The sequence below is a fragment of the Agrobacterium sp. rho-8.1 genome (assembly GCF_033957725.1).
Classification (GTDB): Bacteria; Pseudomonadota; Alphaproteobacteria; order Rhizobiales; family Rhizobiaceae; genus Agrobacterium.
On the sequence record NZ_CP192790.1, the window covers coordinates 149,164 to 163,533 of the forward strand.

Sequence of the window (14,370 nt, forward strand, 5' to 3'; positions counted from 1 at the left end):
CTGATATGCAAACAGGCAGGGTCGAAAGCTTTCTGCCGCTCGTAGCAAGAAATGGCATCTAGGAGATACCAAGCTCGTCACGCGATGCCAAGTCGTTTCAGATCGCTACCCAACTCCTCTGCCCCGGTCGGGCAGAGCTTTCACGGATCACCAGTTCGCCTGGAAGGAGCGTCAAGGTCGGCGCAGGAAGGTGTGAGCCGCCCTCCATCAATTTGACCAACTTTTCAGAAGCTACTTTGGCCAGATCCCCTCCGTCGTTGCAGACCGATGTCAGGGTCGTGTGGGAATATGCGCCAAATTCGATGTTATCATACCCAACGACCGATAGATCTTCGGGCACTCTTTTACCTTTCAGCTTCGCCCAGCGCATGGCACCGAGGGCAAACATGTCCGAACTCGCGAATACGGCCGTCATGGCAGGATTGCGGCCAGCGAGAATGTCCATTGCCTGAAACCCGGCCTCCATGCTGAAGCCAGCGGGCTCCAGCAACTGAATGTCCTCCAAGTGCAGGCCATGGACACGGTGGGCATGCCGAAACCCTTCCATTTTCAGGGGCTTGTTTTGCAGCGGAACCAAAGCGCCTATGGTTGTATGACCTAAGGCAATCAAATGCGTCGTAGCATCGTAAGATGCCTGATATTCGTCGACGCCCACGGCATCGAGGCCGGAATCACGTGCTCCAACAAGCATGACGACAGGGAAATTGCGGGATCGGAGACGACGCAAATGTTCTAGATTTGTATGATCGACAGGGTAGATCAGTAAACCGTCGATCATGTGCCTGCGGAACATTTCGATAGCTGCCATCTCCTGCTCAGGTGTTGAGGAGGAAGCAAACAGGACACTGTATCCGTGCTGCGCCATCTCGCGCTGCAACGCTGTCGCAACGGCCGTGGGCTGCGGATTGGTCAGGTATTCAACAAGCATACCGACCGTGTGACTGCGGCTCGTAACCAGGGTCTTTGCCGTTGCGTTAGGCACGTAGTCCAGTTCCTCGGCCGCCTTAACAATCTTGTCTCGTGCCGCTTGGGAGATGCGAGTGCTGCCACGCAGGGCCAGAGAAACAGTGTTCACCCCATAGCCGGTCTTACTCGCGATATCAGCCAAAGTCGGTTTGCGTGGTGCTGCCATTCGATTCTCCTCAGTCTTTACGTAACCCACAAAAAGGGGCTTGCAAAGGACATGTAGTAACGCTACTACATATTTATGGCGTAACCATAACATGCCCCTTGAGGAGGGGGTCGCCAGAAAGACGGTGCGTCGCCTGAATAAGGCACCGCTTCGATCTTCGAACCTTGGAGGAGGAAAACAATGGATTACGTAAAAAACGCCGTTCTGGGCGGACTTTCAGCATTGCTTTTATCGACGTCCGCGTTCAGCGAGGACTTGAAAGTAGAGGTCTACACCAACTGGGTTTCAGGTGGAGAGTCCGCTGCATTGAACGCCATTGCTAAGGCCTTCGAGGCCAAGGGCGGTAAATGGATCGATTTTGCGGTGCCGGGCGATACCGTCGCGCCTGCAATTTCGCGCATCGTGGCAGGCGACCCGATGGGAGCCGCCAAGATGCAGTCGGCCGATCTCAACGAATTGCAGAAGGCCGGGCTTCTGGCCGATATCGATGACGTCGCTGCCAAAAACAAATGGAAGGATCGCCTTCCTGACTTCATGTGGAACTCGATCACGCGCGATGGCCATGTCTATGGTGCGCCAATCAATGCGCAATCGGAAGTCTGGCTTTGGTACAACAAGGCGGTATTCGACAAAGTCGGCATCAAGGAGCCGCAATCCTATGATGATCTTTTCGCTGCGCTCGACAAGATCAAGGCGGCGGGCATCATACCGTTTGCCATCGGTGGTCAGGACTGGCAGCTGAACATTCTCTTCCTCAAGGTCCTCGCAGGCGTTGCTCCGGACGTGTATCTCCAAATGCAGGGCCCGGATTACGAGGCAGCCATTAAATCCGAGGGTTTCAAAAACGCTGCTGCCATATTCGGCAAGCTCCGGGCCTATGATGATGCGGGCAGTCCTGGTCGTCAGTGGAACGTAGCCGTGAATATGGTCGCGTCGGGTCAGGCCGCGATGATGGTGATGGGCGACTGGGCCAAGGGAGAGTTCACTGCTGCCGGGCAGACTGCAGGCAAGGAGTATGGCTGCATGCTGGGGCCGCAGAATGATGCCATCATCCTGACCGGCGACATGTTCATCTTCCCCAAGATCGATTCTCAGCGTCCCGGACAACTGCTTCTGGCCGAAACGATGCTTGAGCCTGAAATTCAGGTACCATTCAATATTGCCAAGGGATCAATGCCTTCAGTGCTGGACACCGATGTCAGCCAGATGGACGAATGCACGCAAAAGGCGATGAAGGTGTTGCAGGACCCCGCCAAGCGTTTACCTGGCCTGTCTTACGTCATGACACCGGATCGCAGGGCTGCGGTCATGGATGCCGTGGCGAAATACTGGAGCAATGAATCCTCCACCCCGGATGTTCTCGTCGACTCGACGCTGAAGGCCTTCAACTCCACGGAATAGGCCAGGACGAAGTCACTTTAGAAGGTTTCGGCAGCGTTTTTCGAAGGACATCCTATGACTAAACTCAGGTTTCGCACCCTGCCGGCCATGATTGCCATGACGCCTACGATTTTCTTTGTCGTGGTGGTGATCGGTTTCGGCCTCTTATGGACGCTCTGGACCTCGTTCACATCGTCCAAACTCTTGCCAAACAATGATTTCATCGGGCTTGCGCAGTATGCGCGGCTTTTTGCCTCGGATAACTGGCAGGTGGCCTGTGTGAATGTCGCGATTTTTGGCGGACTATTTATCGGGGGCTGCCTTGCTCTGGGCTATGGTCTCGCCGTGGCTCTGGATCAGAGCATTCGCTTTGAGGACACGTTCCGCACGATATTCCTTATGTCGGCCTCGCTTTCGTTTGTCGTCACCGGCATCGTGTGGCAATGGCTTTTCGATCCGACGTTCGGCATTCAGGCCGCAGTCCGTGACTGGGGCTGGACGGACTTCCGCTTTGACTGGTTGACGCGCGAAAGCACAGCGATCTATGCCCTGGTCGGCGCTGGCGTCTGGCAGGCCACGGGGCTGGGCATGGTCATCATGCTTGCCGGACTGCGCGGCATCGATCAGGACATCTGGAACGCCACCCGCGTAGATGGTGTACCCGCATGGCGCGTCTACATTCACGTCATTCCCGCCATGATCCGGCCGATGGTTGCCACGGCAGCCGTTCTCCTCTCGCTGACCGCCATCAAAATCTACGATCTGGTGGTGGTGATGACGGGTGGCGGGCCGGGAATATCTACCGAAGTGCCGGCCAAATACGTCATGGACATGCTGTTCCAGCGCAACAATCTCGGCCAGGCCACCGCTGCGGCCACCATCATGCTGCTGGCGATCTGCGTTCTCGTGGGTCTGCCATGGCTACTCCTGCGCCGAAAGGAGGTTGCGAAATGATCCCCGACGGTCCAAAACCACACCGCCTCTCTCTTTCCCGCATCGCCGTCTATGTCTTTCTCGGCCTCTCGGCGCTGTTCTTCCTGCTTCCGGTCTATGTGATGGTCGTAACCTCGCTGAAGCCGATGGCGGAAATTCGCGATGGCAATCTTTTCGCTTTGCCGCACGCCCCCAGTCTGGCCGCCTGGGCCAAGGCGTGGGGCACGGCCTGCACCGGTCGCGTTTGCGAGGGGATAAGTCCCGGCATGCTGAACTCGTTCAAGATCGCCATTCCCGGAACCCTGTTTCCGGTCATTCTGGGCGCTCTCAACGGCTATGCCTTGTCTTTCTGGCGCTTCCGCGGAGCAAACTGGGTATTTACAGCGCTTCTGGTCTCGACCTTCATTCCGATCCAGGTCTTCATTTTCCCGCTGGTGCGAATGATGACGGCGACGGGACTGTTCGGTTCTCTACCGGGAATTATCCTGATCCACACCGGTTTCACCCTGCCGCTGACGACGCTTCTGTTTCGCAACTTCTATGCTGCGGTTCCTGAGGAAATGTTCAGTGCAGCCCGCGTCGATGGCGGTGGCTTCTGGTCGATCTTCACCTTCGTTCTCGTGCCGATTTCCACCCCGATCGTTATCGTCGCCGTCATCCTGCAATTCACCGGCGCCTGGAATGACTATCTGTTCGGCCTGATCTTTGCCGGCCGGGAGAACCAGCCGATGACCGTGCTTTTGACCTCCATCGTCACCAGCCAGTACGGCGAAAAGGAATACAACGTGAATATGGCCGCGACATTGCTGTCTGCCGCAGTCCCGCTGGCGGTCTATTTCATTTCGGGCCGCTGGTTCGTGCGTGGCATCTCAGACGGCGCGCTGAAAGGGTAAATCATGAAAAATAAGGCAAAAGGCGTCTCCGTTCGCAATGTGCAAGTGGCTTATGGGGCCTTGCAGGTCATCCGTGAGATGAACCTTGAAATCGAACCGGGCGAATTTATCGTCCTTTTGGGTGCATCGGGCTGCGGCAAGTCCACGCTTCTTTCCGTCATTGCGGGTCTGCGGGACGTAACGGCGGGGCAAATCTGGATCGGTGACCAGAATGTCACCTGGGCCGAGCCAAAGGACCGCGATATCGGCATGGTCTTTCAGAGTTATGCGCTTTATCCGCAGATGACGGTGCGTGGTAATCTTTCTTTCGGATTGAGGATGGCGGGTGCGGAAAAGGCGGTGATCGAAAAGCGCGTCACGGAGGCGGCGGAAATCCTGCAGCTCAGCAAGCTTCTGGAGCGCCAGCCGAAACAGCTTTCGGGCGGGCAAAGGCAGCGCGTCGCCATTGGCCGCGCCCTTGTGCGGCAGGCTGGCGTGTTTCTGTTCGACGAACCGCTGTCCAATCTCGATGCCAAGCTGCGAACAGAGCTGCGAGCAGAGTTAAAACGGTTGCACCGGGAGCTTGGTACGACGATGATCTTCGTCACCCATGACCAAATCGAGGCGCTGACGCTTGCGGACCGCATCGCGGTCATAGAGGGCGGGGTGATCCGGCAGATCGGCACACCAAAGGAGATTTACCGCACGCCTGCCAATCGCTTCGTGGCGGGTTTCATCGGTGCGCCGGGGATGAACTTTTTCGATGGCCAATTGGTGCTTGCGCCGGAGCCCCGTTTCATCGGTAACGGTTTCGACTTGCCCCTGAAGGGCTATGCATTCACCGACGCCCGCGCTGGTCGAGTTACTCTGGGCCTGCGCCCGGAACATGTGGGCATCCGGCCGTCTGGTGCGCATGCGCAGTTCAACACCCCTTTGACCTCGGTGGAACCCATGGGAGCAGAGACTTTGCTGTGGGGTCGATTGGGCAACGAACCTCTTTCGATCCGGGTGGATAGCCTGACTGGGCTGGATGAAGCTTCATCCCTGACCTTCGATATCGATCCGACTCTGGTTTCCTTTTTCGACGCCGATAGCGGCCAGCGCCTCTAACCTCAACACGCAGAAAGAAACGATGATGACCAATTCTGATGACACTGGCTTTGTGCCGCTTTTCGATGGCAAGACGCTTGAAGGCTGGTTTGCTACTCCTCGCACCTACGGCGAAATGTGGCCGAGTGGCCCGACGGTGAGTGAGGCGCAACCCAAACTGTTTCCCGCCGATTATAATGAACAGGCCGCCGCGCATCCCGCCGTCTGGAGTGTTGAGGACGGTGCAATCGTCGGCCGGCAGGACGCTCCTGGCAGCGGCTGGGGAGGGTATCTGGTCACAGAGGGACAATATGGCGACTTCGATCTGAGGTTTGAAGCCAAGCCCGATTGGCCCGCCGATACTGGCATCATGCTGCGCAAGAAAGCGCAGACGTTCCATGGGTTTCAGGTACTTCTCGATCACCGCAAGTCGGGGTCCATCGGTGGATTTTACGGCAACGGCATCTCCGGCTTTCACGCCGTGCCCTTTGCACTGGATGTGGTCACCGGTGCGGACGGCAAACCCAGTGGTCTGCGGCAGGATGATCCTTCAATCTCCATCGAGCCGTTCCGTCAGAGTAAGCGCGACCTTTTGAGTGAAGCCTGTACGGCTGAAGAGTTTCTCGAAGTCTGGAAGTTCGAGGACTGGAACGACTTTCGTGTCGTGATCACCGGTGCCAAGCCGAAGGCGACCTGCTGGATCAACGGGCTGAAGGTCGCCTCCATCGACCTCGCAACCATCAATTACCCCAATTACGACGCCGATGCCGTGGCCGAGTTCCTCGGGCCAAAGGGCCACATCGCTTTCGAGGTTCACGACAATGATTGGGGCGGCTTGGGGCAGGGCCGGTGGGGACGGGAGGCGGCCTGCCGCTGGCGCAACATCCGCATCAAGGAGCTGTAAGATGGCAGATATTCGTTGGGGCATCCTCGGCACGGGGTGGATCGCCGGGCTGTTTGCGGAGGATTTGTCCAAGAGTTCCGGTGCTGTTTGCGTCGCCGTGGCTTCGCGTGACGCTGCCCGCGCCGAGGCCTTCGCGGCCAACCACCTCATTGCTCGCGCCCATGGTGATTATGCGGCTTTGGCCGCGGACCCAGATGTCGATGTGATCTATATCGCCTCGCCGCACAGTCACCATCACAAACATACTCGGATGATGCTGGAAGCGGGCAAGAACGTGCTGGTCGAAAAGCCGTTCACTATGAACGCGGCGCAGGCTGCCGACCTGTTGGCGCTGGCCCGTAAGAAGGGGCTGTTCATCATGGATGCGATGTGGACGCTCTGCAATCCGCTTTACCACGAGCTGCAATCGCGCGTGACGGCTGGCAGCATCGGCACGCCGCGCGCTTTTTCAGCCCATATCGGTCCGATGGGAACGGGAGCAAACAGTCGCGTCGCCGATCCCGATCTTGGCGGAAGCTTCACACTGGAATGTATGGTTTATCCTTTGAACATCCTTGCAGGGCTTGCACCGAATTTGGCGAAGAACCCCATGGTCAGCGCTACGGGCCTTCTGACGGCACGAGGGGTGGACAGTGCATCTTCCATTACGCTGAAAACGTCAGATGGATATGCCAGCATGGCAGGTGGTTTCGTGCCTGACACCGAAGGCATGGCTGGCTCCGGCTTTCACCTGATTGGAGACAAGGGCTGGCTGGCGGTCACCGACAATCTCTTCAACCCCGGAAAAGCACTCTTCAGCACGGCGGCTGGGGTGGAAGAATTGATCGAGCCCGGTCACGAAGCCAGGTATGGATGGGAAATCGAAGAGGTGGGACGCTGCTTGAGGGAAGGCCGGTTGGAAAGCACCCGTGTCCCGCATGACTTGACCTTGGGCGCGATCGAGCTTCTGGATAAAGCACTGGTCCAGATCCATGGAAGGGTTCTCTCGTGATCGTCGAACCGCGCTTTCTTCGCCCGGGTCAAACGTGTCAGGTCTGGACCTATGATACAACCACAGATGAAACTCGATTGGTGTTCGAGACCGCCGATGTTCTGCTCGAGGCGCCCAACTGGGTCGGTGATGCACTGATCTTGAACGGTGACGGCATCTTGTGGCGGCTACCGCTCTCAGAACCTGCCCTGCGAGGAATTTATATCTCAGGCATTACACCTCTGAACAACGATCACGTGCCCGACCCGGACGGTCACCACATTTTCATCTCGACGGAAGACGACTGGCAAATCTGGCGCGCGCCTCTGACCGGCGGCGCGGCGCAGCGTATAAGCCGCGACGACAATCTCATGCATTTTCTGCATGGCGTCTCTCCTGACGGGAAGCGTCTGGCCTTTGTCGGTCTGAAGGCCGACATTACAGAGACCAGCTTCCGTCTGATTTCGGCGGAGATTTGCACCATCGCGAGTGACGGCAGCGACTTTTGCCAACTCACCTATGGCGCCGTAGCCGACGGGCCGGAATACAGCCCGGATGGCCGGTGGATCTACTATAATACGGAGAGTTTTTCCGGCCATGCCCAGGTTGCGCGCATGCGACCCGATGGTAGCGGCAATGAACGGATGAGCTACGCCGATACCGTCGACTGGTTCCCGCATCTATCGCCAGACGGAGCACAGGCGGTTTACCTATCCTATCCGTCCGGCACCGAAGGGCATCCCGCAGACCTCTGGGTCGAACTCAAGCTGGTGACCGGGAACTGGAGCGAGGCTCGAACCATCGCGCATCTATTCGGCGGTCAAGGGACGATCAACGTCAACTCCTGGTCACCCGACAGCCGCTCTTTCGCCTATGTCACATATCCCGTTTCCTGAACCATCGGATTGAAGATGACTTACACACTCCAGACCCTGTCCGAAGAGTTGCAGGTACTCCAGCTACCCTTTTTCGACTACGAGGTCGCCTGGCGGCTGGGCAGCTTGATGCAGGCGCAAGCGGCAGCCAGCGCCTTGCCCGCAGCCATCACGGTGGCCCACGGCGCAGATCTAGTCTTTTCAGTTCTCATGCCAGGCGCGACCTTGGATAATTCCGACTGGGCCGCGCGAAAACGCGCCGTGGCACACAGGTTCCACCGTAGTTCACTTGAAATGCGTTTGGAGGCAGAGGCGGGGACCTTTGAATTCAACAGGCGCTATCGACTTCCGGAAACGGACTATGTGGCCTCTGGCGGCGGCGTGCCGCTCATCCTGCGTGGCGGCACATTGATCGGAACCATCGGGGTCAGCGGCTTGCCGGATGTGGAAGATCATCGTCTAGCCGTGAACGCCCTACTGAAGCATCTAGCCGCACACTCATAAGAGGCGCTTTTTTTTGGCGGACAGCTCCTCAGGAGCAATCCGTTTCAGCCGCCCTTTGCACTCCGAATTACAATTCGATTGCATCGAATGCAAATTGTTTGGGGGGTGGTTTTAGTTTGTACATGGGACTATCCTAGGGTCTCCGACCCTCATTTCCATGGTACGATAAGCGCGGGCGGGCTTTCGTTGCCGCATCCACCGTCACATAGAGCTGGGATCTATGAGGCTTAGCGATACTCCGGGTGCGACGTCATTCGTTCCCGGCCCTGGATTCCTGATAGGATGAACGTGCCGCATCGATGCGCGCGGAGTTTTCCACAGCCCAGTCAGCCAGCACTTGGACCGGTGTTACAAAATCTTGGCCAAGGCTTGTAAGGGCGTATTCCACCTGTGGAGGATTGGTCGGCATCACGGTTCGCAAGATAAACCCATTTTCTTCAAGATCCCGCAGCGTCGATGCCAGCACTTTCTGGCTAATCTCACCAACAGTTCGTCGCAACGTGTTAAAGCGCATCGGCTGCTGACTTAGCGCTCCTACTATCAAAACGGTCCATTTTCCGCTGATTCTAGCCAGCATACGACTGATGTGCTCGCAGGGATTGGTTTCCAAATGGTCATCTAGTTTCATAAAAGTGCCTCCTTGTCCGCAATGAAAACCTTACGTAATCAGGTTTCACTAAGAAAGCTGATTACACGAGGTTATCATGTTTGCTAAGCCAAAAATCGCGGTCATTATTGGCTCCACCCGCCCCAGCAGGTACGCAGATGTCCCTGCACAATGGATACTGAAACAGGTTCATGCTCGTGGTGACATGGAGGCCGAGATTATCGACCTGCGTGATCACCCGATGCCATTCTTCGACGAGTATGCCTCCAACCTCTGGATGCCTAGTCAAAGCGCTGAAGCGGTTCGCTGGCAGCACACCATCGGCCGGTTTGATGGCTACATCTTCGTCGTGGCGGAGTATAACCACTCGATCACCGGCGTGCTCAAGAACGCACTAGATCAAGCCTATAACGAGTGGATCCGGAAACCTTTCACGGCGATCGGTTATGGCGGAACCGGTGCCTCGCGCGCCATAGAGCATTTGCGAGGGATCGGTGCTGAATTGCAGATGGTGTCTACGCATGCCGCCGTCCATATAGGTGGTAGTGACTTCATGACTGTTCATCCTGCCTATGGCAACAAGCCGATCGAAGAGATTGAGGCAGGGATCCTGCCATCCGCAAAGACAGCTCTTGATGCGCTGCTCTGGTGGGCAAGGGCAACGATGGCCGCCAAGGCCGCTGACCGTTCATCGTCCCCCGTTCAAGTTATTGCAGGAGACATCCGATGAGAATGCTCGACGGCAAAACAGCAGTGATTACAGGTGGCGGGAGCGGCCTTGGTTTCGCAACTGCAAAGCGCTTCATCGAAGAAGGAGCATTCGTATTTATCTTCGGGCAGAGGCAAGCAACATTGGATGCCGCAGTGACGGAACTAGGCCCCAGCGCCCGCGCAGTGCAGGGCTCGGTGGCGGATCTGGCCGACCTTGACCGTCTGTTCGATACAGTGAAAGCAGAACGTGGAACAGTCGACATACTGGTCGCCAACGCGGGAATAAGCGAGTTTGTCCCACTGTCCGAAATCACGGCCGATCACTTGGATCGGATCCTCGACGTTAATGTCAGGGGTACGCTTTTTACCGTCCAGAAGGGATTGCGGTTGATGGCGGCGGGAGGCTCTATTATCCTCACTGGCTCCAGCGCAGGCTCCACCGGCGCTGGAGGTATGAGCGTCTACGGAGCGACAAAGGCTGCAGTGCGCAGTTTCGCCCGGAACTGGGCAGAGGATCTGCGCGGCACGGGTATCCGGGTCAATGTCCTTTCGCCCGGCCCCATGCGAACCGAGGCGGTGCTGAACTCGCTCAGCGAAACACACCTGGACGCGATCGCCGGTCAGGTGCCGCTGGGCCGTGCAGGCGATCCTGAGGACGCTGCTGCCGTTGCAGCATTCCTTGCCTCCTCCGACAGCGCGTTTATGACCGGGAGTGAAGTTTTCGTAGACGGTGGTATCGCACAGGTTTGACGAGTAGCAAAGGACAGAAAGATGGGACTTAACACTGAAACAATCATCCATCCTCGCCTCCATCATCTTGGCCTGACAACGCGGGAGGCAAAGCCGATGATAGACTGGTACCGACAGGTACTTGGCATGATCGTCGTTCATACAACACCTTCGGCAACGGTCGGCCACGAGGACCTTCCACCGATTAAGACGACCTGGCTAAGTAACGATGGGGCGAACCACCGCCTCGCAATCGTGGAGTTGCCTGGTGTGGAAGCCGATCCGAACCGCGCTATCCACGCGCGCGTCCAGCATTTTGCGTTTGAGTACCCGAGGCTTGAGGATCTGTTAGGAACGTATGAGCGGCTGAAGGCCCTTGGAATTCTCCCAGTTCTATGCACGGACGCTGGTCTGCAAACGGCGTTTTACTACTCCGATCCCGACGGAAACAGCGTTGAGCTCAACGTAGACAATTTTGGCAACCCCTCAACCTCTAGTGAATATATCCGAACCTCGCCTGAGTTCGCGGCCAATCCACTTGGCGTGTTCGTTGACCCGGAAAAGATGATCGCAGCGTACCAGCTCGAAGAGTCTTCATGGGAGTTACATGTTCGTGCACGTGCAGGGGAATTCGCCCCAGGTTCTCCTTATGATCCGCGTGTCATGATGTAGGTGTTTAGCGGCAATCTCCATGAGATTCGTATTGCCTCATCGAAGAATGCTCCCGACCGGATAGCATATTGCCTCACCAGAATGCTCCCTATGCCCTGCTGAGCTCTGGTAGTTGTTCATCTTCGCCAGGCTCGATTCCGAATATCATCTATGCGCGCGATCTCGACGCCAGCCTTTCACCCGTCGTTGCACCGTCCGGATTAGTCCATCAGGATACTCACCGGGATAACTGCTTTGAAGTTGCTCCAGTAGCTCCCGGCCGGTTCTCTATGGCTCAGCTTCAAACCAACTGTAAAGATCATTCGTGACGTTAACCAGCGGGTCAGGCCGCCGTCGCTCGCGCTTTAGTTTTGGCTTTGCTTTCGCGGTCGGACGAACTTTGCCCTCTGTCCACGCGATACGCAGGCTTTGCCTTGCAGCATCGTTGGTCCGACTCTTTGGGAAGTACAAGGCTCGATCGATAAAGGCATGACCACGACCGGAAACATAGGCGGTGAACACACCAATTTGGCAGTTCGTAACCTTGCCCGCTGACCCTGTATATTGACGTGAAACACCGCAAGATGTTTTGCCCTACTTGAGAAAGCCGGTCTCATCAATGACCAGGACCGCATCATCTGTGGCAAGGTGCTCCACAACCTACTCGCGCACAATGTCGCGAAGTCCGTCTGCATCCCAGCGTCCACGACCCAAGATGGCTTGCTGTCGCCACGGACCAGGATCGCCAGCCGCCTCAGCGCGCATCCAACCTGTCTTACGGCGCTCATCACCTAACAAGCCGCCCAGGAAAAGGTTCGCCGATGCTGCAACGCGCTCCTGCGTAAACAATCCGCGCATACGCGCCTTAACTTCACGCAGCGACGATGCCCAAAGTTCCAACTTTTTTTCAATCGATGCAACCATCATCCAGGACCTCTGAATTATGGAGGCCTATAGATTCAGAACTTGTAAAAATACGCAACTGTAATGCTAAGGCTTCCATTTGCCACCAGCACCGAAAAGGCGCGTCGGATCTCCTCAAGTGCGGTGCAAACAAAATTACTGTCAAGAACGTGTGCCTGTTGCTGACAAATGGCGCGCTGCAGCAAGGACATTCCCCCGCCAGCCAATGCGCCGGGCCGGTTCGGTTCTCCAGAGGACGACATTACGCCTGTTGTGGTTTTTCTTGCCCACATGGAATCCCAGTTCATTACTGGCTCCCAGCCTGACCCCCGTGGGCTTCCATCACCGACATAGGACGCTGAAGTCGGCGCGGGAGCGCCACTTTGCGCTCCCTAGCTTGTCTTTCAAAACAAAATCTCAAAAGGTGCATAGTGAAGCTGACGCTATTCAGCGCAACGGGCAAGACCTGAAAATACCTGATCAACGAGGAGCTAAAGTGATTGCGAACTGACTGTTTTTATTGGTGCGCCACGATCATCAATGTTCCTAATCGAAAAGGCCTTGGATCTCTTAAATCAGAAGGTAAATCATGCTAGCGATACGACCGAAGATCATGAACATTGCCGTTCAGTGGGCTACATCCTTGACAGGTTTGGTGACAAATGGACCATCATGGCCGTCGGCGCGTTGTCTGCAGGGCCCTTGCGTTTCAACGAGCTTATGCGCAAGATAGGAGGGGTCTCGCACAGGATGTTGACCTTGACGCTCCGGGGACTTGAGCGCGAGGGTCTGGTCACGCGGACCGCATTTGCTACCATTCGACCAAAAGTGCAGTACGAGCTCACGGATCTTGGCAGGTCTTTAATTGTACCTCTGACGTCACTGGCCGATTGGGCAAATGAGCACCGTTCAGTCATGGAGTCGACCCGCCCCGGATATGACCTGGAGCATAAAGGTTCCAGTTGATCTTGGCTGCAGAAGCGCGAACGTCTACGGCGTTGCGCTCGTGAGCAACACCGTAGAAATACTGGCTCTATCAAAAGGCGCTAGGCTGACGGCTGGAGCGTCGACATATCGATAACAAAGCGATATCGGACATCCGCCCGTTCCAAGCGTTCGAAGGCTTCATTGATTTCGTCCATACGGATGAATTCAACGTCCGGCAGGACGTTTGCTTTGGCACAGAAGTCGAGAAGTTCTTGCGTTTCGGCAATGCCTCCGATCGGCGATCCCGCAATTCTTCGCCGTCCACTTAACAGAGGCAGCGAGTTCATCTCCGCCATCGGACCCAATTGGCCGACAAGCACGAGAGTTCCGTCCATGTCGAGCAGAGGAAGATAAGGGTCGAGCGCATGTTTGACAGGGACAGTATCAATGATCAGGTCAAAACTCGATTGCGCAGCTGCCATTGCTGCGTCATCGGATGAAACGAGAAGGCGTTCCGCTCCAAGCTCTATGGCGCTTGCTTCCTTATCGTTTGATCTGCTGAGTACTGTTACATGCGCACCCATTGCTGAGGCGAGCTTTACCGCCATATGGCCCAGCCCACCTAGCCCGATCACGCCGACGCGACTGCCTGGTCCGATATTCCATGTCCGAAGCGGGGAGTAGGTGGTGATACCGGCGCACAGGAGAGGTGCTGCCTTGGCAGGATCAAGTCCGGCCGGGATACTAAGAAGAAACTCTTCCCTGACGACAAGTGTTTTGGCGTAGCCGCCCCTCGTCATTTCTCCCGTGATGCGATCCGGGGATCCGTAGGTCGACGTCAGCCCCTCCCTGCACATCTGCTCTTCGCCTTTTTGGCACTGGTCGCAACGTTGGCAACTGTCAACTATGCAACCGACGGCGACCAGATCACCAATCTTGTATTTTTTGACGTCAGTGCCGACCTTTGTAACCCGTCCGACGATCTCGTGGCCCGGGACAACAGGATACGTTGTCCATCCCCAGTCGTTGCGCGACTGATGGAGATCGGTATGGCATACGCCGCAGTACAACACCTCCATCGTGACATCATTATCGCGAAGCTCGCGGCATTCAAAAGAAAAGGGTTTCAGAGGTAGGTTGGGCGCGGTGGCCGCATATGCCGATATCTTCATAGTATGTCATC

General features: G+C 56.4%; 15 protein-coding genes and 3 pseudogenes. 13 read left to right on the forward strand and 5 right to left on the reverse strand.

Annotation, left to right across the window (positions count from 1 at the left end; genetic code table 11):
- Nucleotides 1–97: 97 nt before the first annotated feature.
- Nucleotides 98–1,132: a LacI family DNA-binding transcriptional regulator gene (locus RMR21_RS23390; RefSeq protein WP_498671994.1), complete on the reverse strand. Its 1,035-nt coding sequence runs from the start codon at nt 1,130–1,132 to the stop codon at nt 98–100.
- A gap of 180 nt (nt 1,133–1,312) precedes the next feature.
- On the opposite strand from RMR21_RS23390, the gene RMR21_RS23395 reads away from it, so the two are divergent.
- The 8 genes from RMR21_RS23395 (at nt 1,313) to RMR21_RS23430 (ending at nt 8,659) form a co-directional block, all read left to right on the forward strand.
- Complete coding sequence (locus RMR21_RS23395; protein WP_498671996.1) at nt 1,313–2,533, forward strand: ABC transporter substrate-binding protein; 1,221 nt, start codon at nt 1,313–1,315, stop codon at nt 2,531–2,533.
- A gap of 54 nt (nt 2,534–2,587) precedes the next feature.
- On the forward strand, nt 2,588–3,466 hold the full coding sequence (locus tag RMR21_RS23400; RefSeq protein ID WP_498671998.1) for a carbohydrate ABC transporter permease: 879 nt from the start codon (nt 2,588–2,590) through the stop codon (nt 3,464–3,466).
- On the forward strand, nt 3,463–4,338 hold the full coding sequence (locus RMR21_RS23405; RefSeq protein WP_498672000.1) for a carbohydrate ABC transporter permease: 876 nt from the start codon (nt 3,463–3,465) through the stop codon (nt 4,336–4,338). The genes RMR21_RS23400 and RMR21_RS23405 overlap by 4 nt, the downstream gene beginning before the upstream one ends.
- A gap of 3 nt (nt 4,339–4,341) precedes the next feature.
- Nucleotides 4,342–5,427: an ABC transporter ATP-binding protein gene (locus tag RMR21_RS23410; protein ID WP_498672002.1), complete on the forward strand. Its 1,086-nt coding sequence runs from the start codon at nt 4,342–4,344 to the stop codon at nt 5,425–5,427.
- Between the two features lie 22 nt (nt 5,428–5,449).
- Nucleotides 5,450–6,310 carry a 3-keto-disaccharide hydrolase gene (locus RMR21_RS23415; protein WP_498672004.1) on the forward strand — a complete coding sequence of 287 codons (861 nt, stop codon included), beginning with the start codon at nt 5,450–5,452 and terminating at the stop codon, nt 6,308–6,310.
- Between the two features lies 1 nt (nt 6,311).
- Nucleotides 6,312–7,301, forward strand: coding sequence for a Gfo/Idh/MocA family protein (locus RMR21_RS23420; RefSeq protein ID WP_498672006.1), 990 nt, complete (start codon nt 6,312–6,314; stop codon nt 7,299–7,301).
- Between the two features lie 80 nt (nt 7,302–7,381).
- Nucleotides 7,382–8,176, forward strand: a complete 795-nt coding sequence (locus tag RMR21_RS23425; RefSeq protein ID WP_498672268.1) for a TolB family protein — start codon at nt 7,382–7,384, stop codon at nt 8,174–8,176.
- A gap of 15 nt (nt 8,177–8,191) precedes the next feature.
- Complete coding sequence (locus RMR21_RS23430; protein WP_498672008.1) at nt 8,192–8,659, forward strand: heme-degrading domain-containing protein; 468 nt, start codon at nt 8,192–8,194, stop codon at nt 8,657–8,659.
- A 250-nt stretch (nt 8,660–8,909) separates the two neighbouring features.
- Here RMR21_RS23430 and RMR21_RS23435 read toward each other — a convergent pair whose 3' ends face one another.
- A complete protein-coding gene (locus tag RMR21_RS23435; protein ID WP_498672010.1) occupies nt 8,910–9,287 on the reverse strand; it encodes a winged helix-turn-helix transcriptional regulator in 378 nt (125 codons plus the stop codon).
- A 76-nt stretch (nt 9,288–9,363) separates the two neighbouring features.
- Here RMR21_RS23435 and RMR21_RS23440 point away from each other — a divergent pair, with 76 nt between their 5' ends.
- From RMR21_RS23440 to RMR21_RS23450, 3 genes are read left to right on the forward strand one after another with little or no spacing between them, the layout of a single operon-like run.
- Complete coding sequence (locus RMR21_RS23440; protein WP_498672011.1) at nt 9,364–9,996, forward strand: NADPH-dependent FMN reductase; 633 nt, start codon at nt 9,364–9,366, stop codon at nt 9,994–9,996.
- Nucleotides 9,993–10,727: an SDR family NAD(P)-dependent oxidoreductase gene (locus RMR21_RS23445; protein ID WP_498672012.1), complete on the forward strand. Its 735-nt coding sequence runs from the start codon at nt 9,993–9,995 to the stop codon at nt 10,725–10,727. Before RMR21_RS23440 ends, RMR21_RS23445 begins: the two co-directional genes overlap by 4 nt.
- Nucleotides 10,728–10,748: 21 nt before the next feature.
- The gene (locus tag RMR21_RS23450) at nt 10,749–11,378 is read left to right on the forward strand and encodes a VOC family protein (RefSeq protein ID WP_498672014.1); all 630 of its coding nucleotides are present in this window, start codon (nt 10,749–10,751) and stop codon (nt 11,376–11,378) included.
- A 144-nt stretch (nt 11,379–11,522) separates the two neighbouring features.
- Here the strand turns inward: RMR21_RS23450 and RMR21_RS23455 are convergent.
- A pseudogene (locus tag RMR21_RS23455) lies at nt 11,523–11,783 on the reverse strand (transposase); the annotation flags it as partial.
- A gap of 6 nt (nt 11,784–11,789) precedes the next feature.
- Nucleotides 11,790–12,284, reverse strand: a pseudogene (locus RMR21_RS23460) (IS701 family transposase); the annotation flags it as partial.
- 119 nt (nt 12,285–12,403) lie between these two features.
- Here RMR21_RS23460 and RMR21_RS23465 point away from each other — a divergent pair.
- Nucleotides 12,404–12,614: pseudogene (locus tag RMR21_RS23465) on the forward strand (3-oxoacyl-ACP reductase); the annotation flags it as partial.
- A gap of 318 nt (nt 12,615–12,932) precedes the next feature.
- Nucleotides 12,933–13,226, forward strand: coding sequence for a winged helix-turn-helix transcriptional regulator (locus RMR21_RS23470; protein WP_498672270.1), 294 nt, complete (start codon nt 12,933–12,935; stop codon nt 13,224–13,226).
- Between the two features lie 80 nt (nt 13,227–13,306).
- Here RMR21_RS23470 and RMR21_RS23475 read toward each other — a convergent pair whose 3' ends face one another.
- Complete coding sequence (locus RMR21_RS23475) at nt 13,307–14,359, reverse strand: NAD(P)-dependent alcohol dehydrogenase (RefSeq protein WP_498672015.1); 1,053 nt, start codon at nt 14,357–14,359, stop codon at nt 13,307–13,309.
- Nucleotides 14,360–14,370 lie beyond the last annotated feature (11 nt).